The sequence below is a fragment of the Candidatus Binataceae bacterium genome (genome assembly GCA_035650475.1).
In the GTDB taxonomy this organism is placed as follows: domain Bacteria; phylum Desulfobacterota; class Binatia; order Binatales; family Binataceae; genus JAKAVN01.
Genome location: DASRHP010000012.1, coordinates 962,592 through 976,795, shown reverse-complemented (window position 1 = coordinate 976,795; position 14,204 = coordinate 962,592). Strand labels below are relative to the sequence as shown.

Here is a 14,204-nt window from a genome sequence, read left to right as displayed (position 1 = left end):
CGCGGACTACATCCGGCGCAGCATCGCCTGCTGGATCTCCCTGACCTGCGAGCGCATCGACTCGATGCCTGCGACGGCGGCGCCGCTCTGGACGGCCTCGCGCACGAGGTTGTCTAGCCGCACCAGGATGTTGGCGATCTTGGTGTGGGCCTCGACCAGCGCGCGATTGCGCATCTCCTCGCTCTCCCATCCGCGCTCGGCGTATTCGCGCAGCTCCTGGCTCTGGATAAGAAGCTCGCGCGCCTGCTCCTCGTAGCCCTTGATCAGGCGATGGATCGCGTCGCGGACCTTAGGATGCTCCTCAGGGTCCTTCCATAGCACGTGCTCGAGGAAGGCGAGATCGTCCTCGGCGGCCGCAGTGCGGCCAGAGAGCAGGGCGTGCGCGCGCAAGATGTCGAGCGAGTTGTGCCAGCGGCGGTCGGAGACGACGATCTGCCGGCGTCCAAGCTCGCGGCGCAGTTCGGCGATTGCCGAGAGCACGCCGCGCGCGACTTCCACCGCGCGCGCGGCGGCGCGCAGCTCGTCGAGCTCGGCGAAGCTCAGGGTGGTGCGGCTGGGCGGCCGTGCGCCTTCCAGCATCTTGAGGAAGCGGAAATCCTCGGCGATGTAATCGACCGTGAAGCGCAGCATGAAGCGGTCGTAGAGCGCCGTGAGCTCCTCCTCGTCGGGCAGCTCGTTGGATGCCCCGAACATCGTAATCAGCGGCACGCGCACACGCGCGCGCCCGTTGTGGAAGAAGCGCTCGTTGATAATCGTGAGCAGCGCGTTGAGGATCGACGAATTGGCCTTGAAGATTTCGTCGAGGAAGGCGATATGCGCCTCGGGCAGCTTGTTCGTGGTCACCCGTCGGTAGTCATCCTGCTCGAGCCCGCTTAAGCTCACCGCGCCGAAGATCTCCTCGGGTGTGCTGAAGCGGGTGAGCAGCCATTGGAAATAGTTGGCGCCCTCGATCCGCCGGCAAAGCTCGTCGGCGAGCATCGACTTGGCCGTCCCGGGCGGCCCGATGATCAGCACGTGATTGGCCGAGAGCAGCGCGCACAGCGCGCCGTCAACGAGGTCAGTCCGTTCGAGGAAGGTCTGGTTGAGTTCGTCGCGGATGCGGGCGAGACTCGTGGCTGCGATCGACATCAGTTTTGTGAACGGCGCACGCACGGTGCGCTCACTTGCCCCACTTTTATCAGAGGCCGCGCGACCGAGGCGAGAAGGGAGCGGCTCGCCAACTTGCCGCGGCGCGCTTGAGGCGGTACAACCAATCTAAACTCCAGAGCTCCCCGCGCTGCCGCCCAAGCGCGCGCGCCGGCGAAGTGCGGGGACCGTCCGGGCAGGAGGGCTCCGATGGACAAGGCGTTGGCAGGCGTGAGGGTCCTCGATCTGACGCAGTTCGAAGCCGGCACCTCGTGCACCGAGATGCTGGCGTGGCTCGGCGCCGACGTGGTCAAGGTCGAAACTCCCAAGACCGGCGAGCAGGGGCGCTGGCAGCTGACCGAGAAGCCCGGCGTCGATTCGCACTACTTCATGTTGCTCAACGCCAACAAGCGCTCGATCACGCTCAACCTCAAGGACGAGCGCGGCAAGCGGATCTTCGCCGAGCTGGTCAGGCACTTCGACGTGCTCTCGGAGAATTTCTCGCTCGGCACCCTCGAGAGCTGGGGCTTCGGATGGGAGCGGTTGCGCGAGCTCAATCCGCGCCTCATCTACCTGACGATCAAAGGCTTCGGCACCTACGGCCCGTACAGCAAGTACAAGAGCTTCGACATGATCGCGCAGGCCTCGGGCGGCGCGATGGCGCTGACCGGCTTTGCGGGCTCGCCGCCGCTCAAGCCCGGGCCGACGATCGGCGACACCGGCACCGGGATGCACGCGGCGATCGGCGTGCTCGCCGCCTATATCCAGCGCCAGCGCACGGGCAAGGGCCAGAAGGTCGAGGTCGCGATGCAGGACGCGATCCTCAACTTCTGCCGGGTGCCGATGATGGGCACGTACATCACGCACAAGCCCGTGCCGCGGATGGGCAACCGGTTGGCGGGCGGGGCGCCCGGCGACGTCTTCAAATGCGCGCCCGGCGGCGACAACGACTACGTCTATATCCTGTGCACCACGCCCGAAATGTGGAGCGCGCTGTGCCGGGCGATGGGCCGCGAGGACATGATAACCGACGAGCGCTTCAAGGACCGCCGCTCGCGCGGCCATCACGTCGACGAAATCAACGAAGCGATCACCGCCTGGACCAGCCAGCATACCAAGCATGAGGTGATGCGCATCCTGGGCGAAGCCGGCGTCCCGTGCGGCAAGGTGCTCGACAGCGTCGAACTGCTCAACGACCCGCATCTGCGCGAGCGCGGAATGATCGCGACGATTCAGCATCCGGTGCGCGGCGAGTTCACGATGCCCGGATGCCCGGTCAAGCTCGAAGACTCGCCCGTCGAGGTGCGCAGCGCGCCGCTGCTCGGCCAGCACAACAACGAAGTCTTCGCCGAATATCTCGGCTTCGACGCCGCCGAGGTCGAACGTCTCAAGCAGGAAGGCGTGATTTAGGCGGCGCGCCTCGTGCGCCTTGCCCTTACGAGCATGGGAGACGCCGCATATACGGCAAGACTGCGGCGCTGCATCAGCGCGCGGAGCCTCAGGCGCCTGGCGTTGATCGCCGCAGCGCTTCTGCTCTTTGCGCAGACCGCCGCGGCCGCCCATTACCATCCACAGCTTGCCTCCGCGCGCGCGAGTCTCGCGCCGGTCGTCAACGTCGACGCCGGGGTGTGCGCGCTCTGCCTGCTCGCAGTTCACTTCCCGGCCAATCCCGCCGCTACGCCGTCGCTGGCGCGGCCTCAGCCGGCGCTGAGTGCGCTGGCGACGGCGGCGCCGGAGCGCGCGGTGGTTCCCGACCGCACTTCGGCGCCGACCCGCGCGCCGCCGTCCCGCGTCGTCTGACGCTTTCGCGCTGATTCTCAATTTGTGAGCTGCGCTCGGCCCGGGCTGAGCGCGGAATCGACGCTCGCCCCAGCGAGGAAGGCGGGCGGCGATACATAACCCGTTGCGGAGTGAGAACGTATGGCGACGCGGATGGGTATCGCCTTGCTGGCGGTGTGGTGCGCGGCGACGGCCGCGGTGGCTGCGCTGCCGGCGGTCGCGGCGGCCGCCGACGAATCGGCGGCCGCCCGCGACAGGGAAGTTAGCGAGCTGCGCGCCGAAGTGCGCGCGATGCGCGCGCAACTGGGCGCGCTGCAAGAGCGGCTCGATGCCCTGACGGCGCGGCTGAAGGCCGCGCCGCCGAGCACCCAGCCGTCCGCTGCCGGCGCGGCGCCCTCGGGCGCGGCGCCGACGGCGGCCCGCGGCGCGGCGCCGGCACAGGCCGCCGAGAGCGGCCTGCCGGCGCCGCCGCCCGGAGTGACGCCGGCGGGCACTGGGGTCACGCCCGCCGGAGCGCTGAAGTCGCTGATGCCGGGCGAGCTATCGGGCCCAACTGCGCGCCAACCGGGATTCGGCATGGGAGGCGCACCACAGGGGCAGGGCGTGATCATCCCCAGCGTGCAGGGCGTGCCCAAGGTCTTCATCCCTGATATCGGCGGCGTCGGCGATATCACGTTTCAGCAGAGCGACCTCCATCGTGGCGACCCGCGCTACAACCCGGCCAACGATCAGTTTGTCCCGCGCGATACCCAGCTCATCTTCTTTTCGCCGATCGACCCCTACACGAACGCGCAAATCTCGATCGACAAACCCAACGACGGACCATTCGATATCGAGGAGGCCTTTCTCGTTTTCCACAAATTGCCTTGGGGCCTCAATCTGCGTATTGGCCAGTACCGCTCCACCTTCGGCCTGCTCAACGGGCTCGACACGTTCCAGCTCCCGGTGGTGAATCGGCCCGACGCGCTCGCGCAGTACATCGGCCCCGACGGCTTCATCAATCCGGGCGTCAACCTGAGCGCCTATGTGCCCAATCCGTGGGAGCTCGACCTCAAGGCGGACCTCAATGTCATCAGCGGGCAGAACACGCTCGCCTTCGACCATCGCAACGGCAACACGTTCGACTTCGCCTATATCGGCAGCCTGATGTACTCGCGCGAGCTGTTCACGTCGGGCTCGATGCTCGCGGGTTTCAGCATGGCCGGCGGGCCGGGCGCGGGCAGCGGCGGACAGAGTTATCTGGAAGACCCGTTTTTGCAAATCCAGTACGCGCCCGACCAACGCCACATCTGGACCTGGAGCGCCGAGGGACTGCTGGCCGAGCGGGCCAACGTCGGCGACCACGGGATCAAGCGCGGCGTGTACACGTTGCTCGATTACAACTTCTGGCTGCGCTATCACGCGGCGCTGCTGCTCGACATGTGGGACGTGCCGGGGGTGGCGCGCGGCACTCAGTTCGCGGCCTCGCCCCTTTTCACCTACTTCGTATCCGACAACACACGGCTGCGGATGCAGTACACGCACGCGACAGCGAGCGGGCCGATGCGCGCCGCCGACTTCGTCTATCTCCAGGCAACCTTTTCGCTGGGCAACCTCAAACCGCTGGATTAAGTTGTGATGCGATTCATACCGGTAAACCGATTTATCCCTGCGACGCTCGCGGTCGCGGCGCTTGCGGTGGGGATTACGCTCGCTGCGCCGCGGCCGCTGTGCGCGGCGCCGCTGCGCGTCGTCACTACCACTACCGACCTCGCCGCGCTTGCGTCGGCCGTGGGCGGCGACAAGGTGGAAGTTGCGGCGCTGGTGCCGCCTGGCTTCAACGCCGATCTCTATTCGCCGCGGCCGAGCGACCTGTTCAAGATCCATCGCGCGCGGCTGTTCATCCAGGTGGGGCTCGGATTGGAGGAATGGGCGCGCGACCTCGTCAACGAGGCCAACAATTCAAGCCTCGTCAAGGCGCAGGTTTCCTATCAGATCCCGCTGCTCGACGTTCCCCAGGGACGGGTCGATTACAGCTTCGGCGACATCCATCCCTACGGCAATCCCCACTACCAGCTCGACCCCGAGGACGGCCGCATCATGGCGCGCAACATCTTCAACGCGCTCGCGTACAGCGACCCCGCCGACAAGCAATACTTCGCGGCCAATCTGGCCGCCTTCGAGCACCGGCTGAGCGCGGCCGAGGCCAAATGGCGCACCGAGATGGCGCCGTACGCCGGGGTCAAATTCGTGCCCTACCATGAGTCGTGGGATTACTTCGCGCGTGCCTTCGGGCTCGTGATTCCGACCACGATCGAGAGCAAGCCGGGGTTCGTGCCTTCGCCGCGGCGGGTCGAGGAGGTCATCAACATCTGCAAGCGCGACGGTGTACGCCTGATCATTACGGAACCGTACTACGACGTGTCGATCGCCAAACTGGTCGCCGGCCAGGTCGGCGTGCCGTATCTCGATCTGCCGATCGACGTCGGCGGAACGCCCGAGCAGAAGGACTATATCTCGATGATCGATTACATCGTCGGCCAGTTCGTCGCCGCGCTGAGGAAGAGCCATGCCGGATGACCTAGTGCGCGTGCGGGGGGTTGCGCTGGGCTACGGCGCGCGCACGGTGCTCAGCCGGCTGGACTTCACGATAGCGCGCGGCGACTTCCTTGGCGTGATGGGTCCGAACGGCTCGGGCAAGACCACGCTCCTGCGCGCGATGCTCGGTTTGCTCGCGCCGCGGCAGGGGACGATCGAATGGGTCGCGCGAAACGGCGCTCTCCCGCGGCTTGGCTACGTGCCGCAGCGCGAGCGGCTGGATCCGCACTTTCCGCTCTCCGCGCTCGAAGTCGCGGTGATGGGGCGGTTCGGAATGCTGGGCGCGATGCGGCGGGCGAGGGCGGGCGACGTTGAAATCGCGCACGGATGTCTTGGGCGGGTCGGGATGGGACGCCACGCACACAGCCCCTACCGCTCGCTTTCCGGCGGCCAGCAGCAGCGCGTGCTGATCGCGCGCGCCCTGGCCGGCGAGCCCGACGCGCTGCTGCTCGACGAGCCGACCAACGGGATGGATATCCGGGCCGAGCGGGCGATCATGGAGCTGCTGCTCGACTTGCAGCGCACCGGCGCGACCACTGTCGTCTTCGTTACTCATCTGCTGAGCGCGATCGAAAACTTCGCCCGCCGCGTCGCGCTGATAACCGCCGACGGCAGCCTGCTCATCGGCGCCAAGGACGAGATGCTTGCGCCGGCGAACCTCGCGCGCGCCTACAGCGAGGAGGGCGTCTGATGGGCCTGCTTGGCGTCCCCTTCATGCGCCACGTGCTGATTGCGGGCGTGCTGGTCGCGCTCGGACTCGCGCCGCTCAGCGTCTATGTCGTGCTGCGGCGAATCGTCTTCGTCGGCGCGGCGGTGGCCGAGATTTCCTCGGCTGGCGTGGCGTTGGCGATCCTGGTCAATGTCGAACCGTTCGCGGTCGCGATCGCGCTGACCATAATCACCTTCCTCGCCTTCTCGCGCGCGGCCGACAAGCTGCGGCTTCCGCTGGAGGCGCTGATCGGGATGCTGTATGCGGGTGGCGCGGCGGCCGCCGTGCTGCTGATCGCAAGGTCGCCGCGCGGCGAGGGCAACATCCTCAACGTGCTCTTCGGCAATATTCTCACCGTGCCCCTGCCGCTGCTGTGGGCGATGGTAATCGCTTTCGGCGTGGTGCTCGCGATCCAGTATCTTGCCTACAAGGAATTCCTGATCACGGCCTACGACCCGGACATGGCGCGCGCGCTAGGGATCCGGGTCGATCTGTGGAACACGATTTTCTACGTCGCCCTCGGCGTCGCAGTGGCGATCGCGATACGCGGCGTGGGCGCACTGCTGACGTTCACGCTCCTGGTTGCGCCGGGCGCCGCCGCGTTGTGCCTGGTCGGAAGCCTTGCCGCCGCCTTCAGCCTGGCGACCGCGCTTGGCCTGGTGTGCACGGTGACCGGCATCGCCGGCTCCTACTGGCTCGACCTTCCCACCGGGCCAAGCATCGTTGCGCTCCTCGCCGCCGCTTTCGGACTCAGCTACATTTGGTCCGCAATCCGGGGCGAGTAATCGCGATGGGATCCAGGGACGCGTTCGACGCGGTCGAGCTGCTCAAGAAAGAAGGGCCGATATTGCTCGCGCGTTTCGTCCGCACGCGGCGCGATGCGCTTTATGCCGATCTGCGGTTCGAGGCGATGTTCAGCCGGTCGAGTTCGGCCGCCGACGGCGAGCCGCGCTCGGCGCAGGAGGGTGAGAGCGCCGGCGTGGGACTCAGCGTGCGCGTGGGCGGGCGCGGCGGAGCGGTCGGCGTCGGCCAGGCCGGGGTCGAGCTCGGCCGGCTCGCGCTCGCGCCGGGCAAGCTGATAGGCACGATACGCGCGGCGCTTGAGGAGGCGTACGGGCGCGCGCGGCTTGGGGCCCGCGCAAAGGCCGCGTTAATCCGCGAGTTGGGCGCGCGCGCGCAGAGCATGGCCGCGGCCGGATTCGAACCGCCAGCGGCGGTGCAAGACGAGGTCGCGGCCGTCTTCCGACGTGACCCGCGCACGCTGGATTCCGCCGCGCTCAAGGGCCTGACCCGCGAGGCATCGGCCCAGGTCGCCGCGCTCGGCCCGGAGATCGCCTTCAACGTTATCGCCGCACTGAGCGAGCTGCGTGAGGAGCTGTTTGTGAACAGCTCCGGTTCGGTGATAACCCAGGGCTTCGCGTTTTCGCAGGGCGATTGCTATGTCGTCGCGCAGAGCGCCGACGGCCATCAGGAAACCTACGACACGATCGGCCAGCAGCGCGGCCTCGAGTGTCTGCTCGAACCCTGGCGCGACGAACTGATGCCCAACCCCGACCTCGTCGCGTTCGCGCTGGAGATCGGCCGCGAGGCGCGCGAGCTCGCCGCGGCGCCCGCACTCAAGCCGCCCGAGACCGAGGTCACAGTGGTCACCGACCCGCACTTCAACGCGCTGCTCGCCCACGAGATTATCGGCCATCCGAGCGAGGCCGACCGCGCGCTCAAGATGGAGGCGGCGTATGCTGGGCGGAGCTGGTTTCTGCGCTCGCTGGTGGACAACGAGATCGGCCGGCGCGTCGGCTCGCCGCTGCTCAACGCGTGCTCGGATCCGACGCTCGGCGGCTACGGCCATTACCGTTACGACCACGAGGGCACGCCCGGGGGGCGCGTGATGCATATCGAGAACGGGGTGTTCAGCGGCTTTCTCAATTCGCGCGACACCGCCGCCGTGCTCGGGGTGGAGCCCAACGGCGCCGCGCGCGCGAGTGAAGTCTTCTATGTCCCGCTAATACGGATGTCGAACACGTTCGTGATGCCGGGCGAGAGCGACCCGCAGTCGATGATCGCCGAGGTCGAACGCGGCTACTACATCTGCGGCAGCGCGATTCCGTCGATCGCCGAGTCGCGCGAGAATTTCCGCATCTCGGCCCGCCGCGTGTACGAGATCGAGCGCGGCCGGCTGGGGCGGCTCTACCGCGCGGGCAGCGTGATCGCCGACTCGCGGCGGTTCTTCCTCGATATTGATGCCGTCGGCAACGACCTGCGGCTGATCGCGATTCCCAATTGCGGCAAGGGCCAGCCGATGCAGGTCAAGCGGATGTCGAACGGCGGGCCGACGCTGCGCTCGCGCGCGCGGCTGGGCGGACGGTAAGGCGCGCGATGCGCTCGGCTTCGGAACTCACCGGCTTTGCCCGCGCGGCGCGCGCGCTGCTTGCGCGCGAGAAAGATCTCGGACAGTTCGAGGTCTATTGCGCAAGCGGCGAGCATCGCGTGGCCCGTCTTGCCTACACCTCCGACATCCCGTGCCGTGGCGTCGAGGAGGCGAAGACGCATGCGGCCGACGGCTTCGCGCTCAGGATTGTGATGCGCCGCGATGGGCGGGAGACCGGGATGGCGGCCGAGGCGGGCGACTTCAGCGTCGAAGCGCTGCGCGCGGCGCTTGCGCGCGCGCGCCGCGCAGTGGTGGTGGACCCGTACTTCCCCGGATTACCCGCAGCCGCACAGGCGCTCACTCCGGACAGGGCGCTGCGCGCGGCGCGCCCCGGCAGCGGCGGCGCCGATGCCGAGCGCCGCGGCCTTGCGCGCGCCGGCGACGCGCCGCTGGTCGAAGGAGCGTGGCAGATAATCGGCGGCGCTCTGAAGGCGTTCAGGTCGCATCGCGCCGCGCGCAGCGTCTCGCCCGGGCTGGTCCTGGGCGGCGACGTTTCGTTGATGCGCGATCGGATGGCGCTCGTCAGCTCGAACTTCGACGGCGTGCGGCTCGAAACCGGCGCGCATTTCACATGCATGGTCACGGCGCTGATCGAATCGCTGGGCGCCAAGGGCACTGCGTCGGCCATTGGCGCGACCCCGGCCGAGTTGGCACGAGCGGTGGCGCGCGCGGGACGCGACGCCGTGATGCGGGCGCTCGCGCTGGGCAGCGGCGAGCGTCCGCCAGGCGGCGTTTATCGCGTCGTGCTCGGTCCGCAGCCGGTGGCCGAGCTTCTGAACTACATGGTGGTGCCGTCGCTGACGACAGGTTCCTTTCACGCCGCCAACAGCGCGTACCACGGACGTTTCGGCGCGCAGGTGATGGATTCGCGGATCAGCCTGTACGATGACCCCGCAGCACCGCGGGGCGCGATCCGCAGACGGCTCACCTGCGAGGGGCTGGCGGCAATGCGCACGCCTCTGGTCCGCGACGGCCGGCTGGTAGGGCTACTTTCCAATTTCTACGACAGCCATCGGCTCTCCACCGACGAGCATCGCGGCGAGAAACTCGGTCCGCTGGCGGGCGACACGATCCGGTTCGCGCCCCACAGCGGCTACCGCCTCGGCGACAGCGCGGTGCGCCGCTACGACTCCCATCCGGCTTCGACTGCGACCAACGTCATCATGCGGACGCGCGGAGGTGTGAGCGAGCGCGAGCTGATTCGCGCAGTAGGCGAGGGGATCTACGTCGGTCGGGTCTGGTACACCTACCCGATAAACGGCCAACGCGCGGGCGACTTCACCTGCACCGTAAGCGGCGATTCCTATCTCATCCGCAATGGAGCGCTCGACGCGCCGCTGGCGCCCAATGCGCTGCGGATCAACGCGAACATCGAGCAGATTTTCGCCCGCCCGCTCGGCGTGGGTAATCGCGCAGCGGCGGCGCTGGTATGGGGCGCGCCCGAGGCGTACTACACGGTCGCGCTGGCGGCCGACGGCATCCCGCTAACCGCGATCGAAGCGCCCGCGTCCGCGATGGAATGAGGCGCGCGGCGAAATCAATATCGACGGCGCAGGCGCGCCGCTACTTGCTGGTTGCGGCGTCGTTGCCCGCGGCTGCGCCGGCAGGTGCACTGCCACCTGTGCCGGCCCCAGGTCCGGTCGAGGTGGTGGTCGAGACCTTCAAGTCATCCTGATAGACGTCGGTCCACATGCGCAGGCCGTTGGCATCCCATCGGTGCCACACGCCCTCGCGCTTGCCGCCGCGGTAATTGCCCTCGATCGCCTTGGCCCCGTTGGCGTACCAGCTGATGTGCTCGCCGTCCTGGACGCCGTCCTTGTAGTGATCGACCGACGCACGCTGGCCGTTGTTGTACCACATGGTCCACTCGCCGGTCTGTTTGCCGTCGTGATAGTAACCTTCGAGCATCCGGTCGCCGTTGAGGTTATACGTGACGAAGACGCCGTCCTTTACCGGCACGCCACCGACCTCTTTTTCACACCAGATCTCGGTGCCCTCCGGCGGCGGCGCGCCCTTGAGCTCGGCGCCGTCGGGGCAGCTCTTCGGTGTCGCCGCGACCTGTTGCTTGGCCGCCTTGCATCCGGCGGAAACCAGCGCCAACACCAGCAGCATTGCTGCCGCGCCCGCCAGGCGCGTCGGCGCGCGCAAGGATCCGAGGACCATGGCGTTATAGCTTACACGGTTCGGAGCGCCGCGCCAGCCGGAGTTACGACCACGGCACAGCAGCGGTCGCGGCGCATCCAAAAATTGCACGGGCGGCGGGGCTCACCTCCCGCCGCCCGTGGGCTGCTCTTTGCTGCGCCGCGGACACGAGCCAGGCGACGTGCCGACTCTAGTTCGATCCGGTCGAGCCGAGCAGGTTGCCGCCCAGGGTCGGATGGCCGACCGTCTTGTCGCCAATCACGTTGACCAGCGCCGGCTTGCCCGACTTAAAAGCGCGTTCGAGCGCCGGGATTATCTGCTCGGGCTCGGTGACGTTCTCGCCGTGGCATCCCATCTCGCTGAAAATCTTGTCGTAGCGGATGTCCTGGAGCATGTTGAACGGATCGGTGCGGTCCTTCAGCAACGGCATCGACTCGAAACTCGGTCCCCACGAGCTGTTGTTCCACAGCAAGCAGACGATCGGCAGCTTGTAGCGCGCGGCAGTCTCCATGTCGAAGCCGCCGATGCCGAGTCCGCCGTCGCCCATGACCAGAACGACCTGCGCGCCGGGCCGCGCGAGCTGCACCCCAATCCCCATCCCGAAGCCGTGGCCGACCGGCGCCAATGGACCGGCGTCGATGATCTGGCCGGGAAAGCGGCAGATCATGTTCTGGCTCATCCAGCCGGACAAGGTGAAGCTGTCGATCACGACGGTCGCGTTCTTGTCGAGTACGGAAACCAGGTCGCGGCTCAGGCGCGCCGGATGAATCGGGCGGTTGGTATGGAACTTCTTTGCGTTGTCGGCGACCTGGCGCTCGAAGTTGGCGCGTACTTCGGCGAGCTCCTTGAGCCACTGCGAATTGCGGTTCTTTGAGAAATCGAGCTTGAGCTCCTTGAGCCGGTTGATCATCTGGCGCAGGACCAGCTTGGGATCGCCGACGATCGGCACCTCGGCCGGCACCTGCCAGCCGATCCGGCTGGCGGTAGGATCGACCTGGATGTACTTGGCCTTGTCGTTCCAGGTCTTGGGGCGGCCGAAGTGCTCGCCGCTCCAGAAACGGAAGCCGAGGGTGAGGACGACGTCGGCGCGGCCCGTGAACGGCTTCTTGAACGCGCCGCGGACGGCCAGCGGATGCTCCTCGGAGACCGAGCCCTGGCCGGCGCGCCGCGCGTAGACCGGAATCGAGGTCAGTTCGACGAACTCGCGCAGCTCCGGCGCGGCCTGCGACCAGAACAGGCCGTCGCCGCCCGCGATGAGCGGGCGCTCGGCCGCGTGCAGCAGCTCCAGCGCGCGATCGATCTTGGCCGGGTCGCCCGCCGCGCGCAGGTCGTCGGTCGTAAAGCGCATCCCGCCCGGAATCTGCGCCTCGCCCTCGCGCGCGTGGTGATAAAGGATGTTCTGCGGAATCTCGACCAGGGCGACGCCCTGCGGCGGCGTGATCGCCTCGCGGAAGGCCAGGCGCATGTCGAACTCGATGGTGCTGAAGTCGGTCACGCGCTTGGTGTACTTGGCGAAGCTGCGCACCACCTCGGAGCCGTAGGCCTCCTGGAAGGAGCCCTGGTGATCCTCGGTGTTGGGATGCTGGCCAGAGATGCAGACCACCGCGCTCTGGGTCATGGCCGCCAGGCACAGTCCGGTGACCGCGTTGGTCAGGCCGCATCCGGCGGTGACCATGCATACGCCGGGCTCGCCGGTCATCCGGGCCCAGCCGTCGGCAGCGTAGGCGGTCGCCTGCTCGTGACGCATGTGGATGAGCTTGATTTCGTGACTGCGAAGCTGGGCCAGGATGGGGAACAGATGTCCGCCATTGATCGCGAAGCAGTATCGCGTCTTGTTTTCCCGCATCACGCGGGCTACCAGTTCACCGCCGTCGACTGTGGCCATCGCCTGGATCCTCCGTACTAGTCGGGTCGCCCGCTCGCGCCCGCCGCCATCCCCCGTCGGGGGCGGTGCGCTGTGCGCTGCGGGTGCTCTTCAACCCTGGGGCTTGCCCGACCGGAATCCTTGCACATTTCAGGCAAGCGCGGAAACCGCGCGGCACGGTTGATCAGCACGCCGATGCCTGTCACGGTGTAACCCCGAAAGTGAGCGGCCGATTCGGCTTGTCGATCACCATTTGATGAGACACTTGCGCACAGTCGCCCTAGTGCTGGTGCTCGCGCTGTGCTGGGCTCGCCCGGCGCGCGCGTTCAGCCTTATCGAACCTGACACCTGGCCGGGCTATCTCAACCCCAACACCTGGCCGACGCCGCTCAATCCGCATAACTGGCCATTCACGATGATTCCGGTGCCCGAGGTCGAGAGCGACCCCAACGCCGGCGTGACCTACGGCGTGCTGCTGGCCGCGCTGTTCAACGACCAGAACAATCAGATAACGGATATTCTTGCGCCCGACATCAACAACAACTCCACCCTCGGCGCCGGGGGGACCTTCCGCTTTCTCTCCTATCCGTCGGCCGACGAGCAGTGGTGGGTGATCGGAGGTTTGCAGGAGAAGATCGCGCGCAACGTCGATCTCTACTATGCGATCGGCCGCACCCATCAGAAGACCTGGTCGTTCAGCGGCCATTTCTTCTTCGAGCGCGATCCCACCGAGCGCTTCTTCGGGATCGGCAACAGTGCCGCGGAAGGCGAAGAGACCAACTACACGACCGAGCAGCTCTATTTCGAGGGCACGCTAGGCTACAACATCACACCCCGGCTCCAGCTCGCGCTTTATGAGCGTCCGCGCTACGTGCGCATCTTCAACGGCGCTTTCAACAACATCCCCTCCATCTTCAAGCTTTTTCCGACCCTCAAAGGGCTCAGCGGCGGCAGCGAGCTGCTCAACCAGGTCCAGCTCAGCTACGATACCCGCAATTCGATCGACATCCCGACTGACGGCGGCTACTCGATGGTTTACGCCTCGTTCGCCGACCGCAGCATGGGAAGCTCGATCTCGTACACCCGCTTCGGCATGGACCTCCGCCATTACTTCCCGATCGGGCAGAAGATCACGCTTGCCACTCACGGCTATTTGCAGTACATGCCGAGCGGCAACGAGGTGCCGTTTTGGTCGATGGGGCGCCTGGGCGGCGAAGAGAGCCTGTTCTTCCAGCAGCAGACCCTGCGCGGCTACGGCGCCGGCCGCTGGGTGGACAACAACCTGTTCGACGTCAACATCGAGATGCGGGCGCGGGTGTTCGACACCGACATCTTCAACACTCACGGCGTCCTCGAGCTCGCGCCGTTCTTTGACGCCGGGCGGGTCTTCCACAACCCCGGCGAGGTCTTCGTCACTGATCTCCATCCGGTCGGCGGAATGGGCTTTCGCGGGATCGCCGAGCCGTTCGTGGTCGGCTATGTTGACGTCGGATGGGGCGGCGAGGGCGCCGCGGTCTTCTCCGGAATTAACTACCCGTTCTAGGCGCGGAGCCCTGTTCGTCAGCGGCGCGGGCCCCGGC

12 protein-coding genes are annotated in these 14,204 nt (G+C 67.0%); 9 read left to right on the top strand and 3 right to left on the bottom strand.

The features are described from left to right. Positions 1 to 6 precede the first annotated feature (6 nt). Positions 7 to 1,128, bottom strand: coding sequence for an AAA family ATPase (locus tag VFB33_16085; protein ID HZO83215.1), 1,122 nt, complete (start codon positions 1,126 to 1,128; stop codon positions 7 to 9). A gap of 207 nt (positions 1,129 to 1,335) precedes the next feature. Here VFB33_16085 and VFB33_16080 point away from each other — a divergent pair, with 207 nt between their 5' ends. The 8 genes from VFB33_16080 (at position 1,336) to VFB33_16045 (ending at position 10,141) form a co-directional block, all read left to right on the top strand. Further along, complete coding sequence (locus tag VFB33_16080) at positions 1,336 to 2,535, top strand: formyl-CoA transferase (GenBank protein ID HZO83214.1); 1,200 nt, start codon at positions 1,336 to 1,338, stop codon at positions 2,533 to 2,535. A 102-nt stretch (positions 2,536 to 2,637) separates the two neighbouring features. Further along, positions 2,638 to 2,925 (top strand): hypothetical protein, encoded by a 288-nt coding sequence (locus VFB33_16075; GenBank protein ID HZO83213.1) that lies wholly within the window; start codon positions 2,638 to 2,640, stop codon positions 2,923 to 2,925. Positions 2,926 to 3,045: 120 nt separating this feature from the next. Beyond that, a complete protein-coding gene (locus tag VFB33_16070) occupies positions 3,046 to 4,515 on the top strand; it encodes a hypothetical protein (protein ID HZO83212.1) in 1,470 nt (489 codons plus the stop codon). 6 nt (positions 4,516 to 4,521) lie between these two features. Further along, on the top strand, positions 4,522 to 5,463 hold the full coding sequence (locus VFB33_16065; protein ID HZO83211.1) for a metal ABC transporter substrate-binding protein: 942 nt from the start codon (positions 4,522 to 4,524) through the stop codon (positions 5,461 to 5,463). After that, positions 5,453 to 6,172 (top strand): ABC transporter ATP-binding protein, encoded by a 720-nt coding sequence (locus VFB33_16060; GenBank protein ID HZO83210.1) that lies wholly within the window; start codon positions 5,453 to 5,455, stop codon positions 6,170 to 6,172. The genes VFB33_16065 and VFB33_16060 overlap by 11 nt, the downstream gene beginning before the upstream one ends. Further along, positions 6,172 to 6,975: a metal ABC transporter permease gene (locus tag VFB33_16055; protein ID HZO83209.1), complete on the top strand. Its 804-nt coding sequence runs from the start codon at positions 6,172 to 6,174 to the stop codon at positions 6,973 to 6,975. The genes VFB33_16060 and VFB33_16055 overlap by 1 nt, the downstream gene beginning before the upstream one ends. Positions 6,976 to 6,980: 5 nt before the next feature. After that, a complete protein-coding gene (locus tag VFB33_16050) occupies positions 6,981 to 8,558 on the top strand; it encodes a TldD/PmbA family protein (protein HZO83208.1) in 1,578 nt (525 codons plus the stop codon). Between the two features lie 8 nt (positions 8,559 to 8,566). Next, positions 8,567 to 10,141 carry a metallopeptidase TldD-related protein gene (locus tag VFB33_16045; protein HZO83207.1) on the top strand — a complete coding sequence of 525 codons (1,575 nt, stop codon included), beginning with the start codon at positions 8,567 to 8,569 and terminating at the stop codon, positions 10,139 to 10,141. A 40-nt stretch (positions 10,142 to 10,181) separates the two neighbouring features. Here the strand turns inward: VFB33_16045 and VFB33_16040 are convergent, their stop codons facing one another. Further along, positions 10,182 to 10,781 carry a hypothetical protein gene (locus VFB33_16040; GenBank protein HZO83206.1) on the bottom strand — a complete coding sequence of 200 codons (600 nt, stop codon included), beginning with the start codon at positions 10,779 to 10,781 and terminating at the stop codon, positions 10,182 to 10,184. 169 nt (positions 10,782 to 10,950) lie between these two features. Continuing rightward, positions 10,951 to 12,645, bottom strand: a complete 1,695-nt coding sequence (locus VFB33_16035; GenBank protein ID HZO83205.1) for a thiamine pyrophosphate-binding protein — start codon at positions 12,643 to 12,645, stop codon at positions 10,951 to 10,953. Positions 12,646 to 12,880: 235 nt separating this feature from the next. Here VFB33_16035 and VFB33_16030 point away from each other — a divergent pair, with 235 nt between their 5' ends. Continuing rightward, on the top strand, positions 12,881 to 14,167 hold the full coding sequence (locus tag VFB33_16030) for a BamA/TamA family outer membrane protein (protein HZO83204.1): 1,287 nt from the start codon (positions 12,881 to 12,883) through the stop codon (positions 14,165 to 14,167). Positions 14,168 to 14,204 lie beyond the last annotated feature (37 nt).

Bases quoted from the DNA above. Each gene is read 5' to 3' on its own strand.
- VFB33_16085 (HZO83215.1), bottom strand. From the start codon at position 1,128: ATGTCGATCGCAGCCACGAGTCTCGCCCGCATCCGCGACGAACTCAAC.
- VFB33_16030 (HZO83204.1), top strand. From the start codon at position 12,881: ATGAGACACTTGCGCACAGTCGCCCTAGTGCTGGTGCTCGCGCTGTGC.
- VFB33_16070 (HZO83212.1), top strand. From the start codon at position 3,046: ATGGCGACGCGGATGGGTATCGCCTTGCTGGCGGTGTGGTGCGCGGCG.
- VFB33_16050 (HZO83208.1), top strand. From the start codon at position 6,981: ATGGGATCCAGGGACGCGTTCGACGCGGTCGAGCTGCTCAAGAAAGAA.
- VFB33_16060 (HZO83210.1), top strand. From the start codon at position 5,453: ATGCCGGATGACCTAGTGCGCGTGCGGGGGGTTGCGCTGGGCTACGGC.
- VFB33_16040 (HZO83206.1), bottom strand. From the start codon at position 10,781: ATGGTCCTCGGATCCTTGCGCGCGCCGACGCGCCTGGCGGGCGCGGCA.
- VFB33_16055 (HZO83209.1), top strand. From the start codon at position 6,172: ATGGGCCTGCTTGGCGTCCCCTTCATGCGCCACGTGCTGATTGCGGGC.
- VFB33_16065 (HZO83211.1), top strand. From the start codon at position 4,522: ATGCGATTCATACCGGTAAACCGATTTATCCCTGCGACGCTCGCGGTC.
- VFB33_16045 (HZO83207.1), top strand. From the start codon at position 8,567: ATGCGCTCGGCTTCGGAACTCACCGGCTTTGCCCGCGCGGCGCGCGCG.
- VFB33_16080 (HZO83214.1), top strand. From the start codon at position 1,336: ATGGACAAGGCGTTGGCAGGCGTGAGGGTCCTCGATCTGACGCAGTTC.
- VFB33_16035 (HZO83205.1), bottom strand. From the start codon at position 12,645: ATGGCCACAGTCGACGGCGGTGAACTGGTAGCCCGCGTGATGCGGGAA.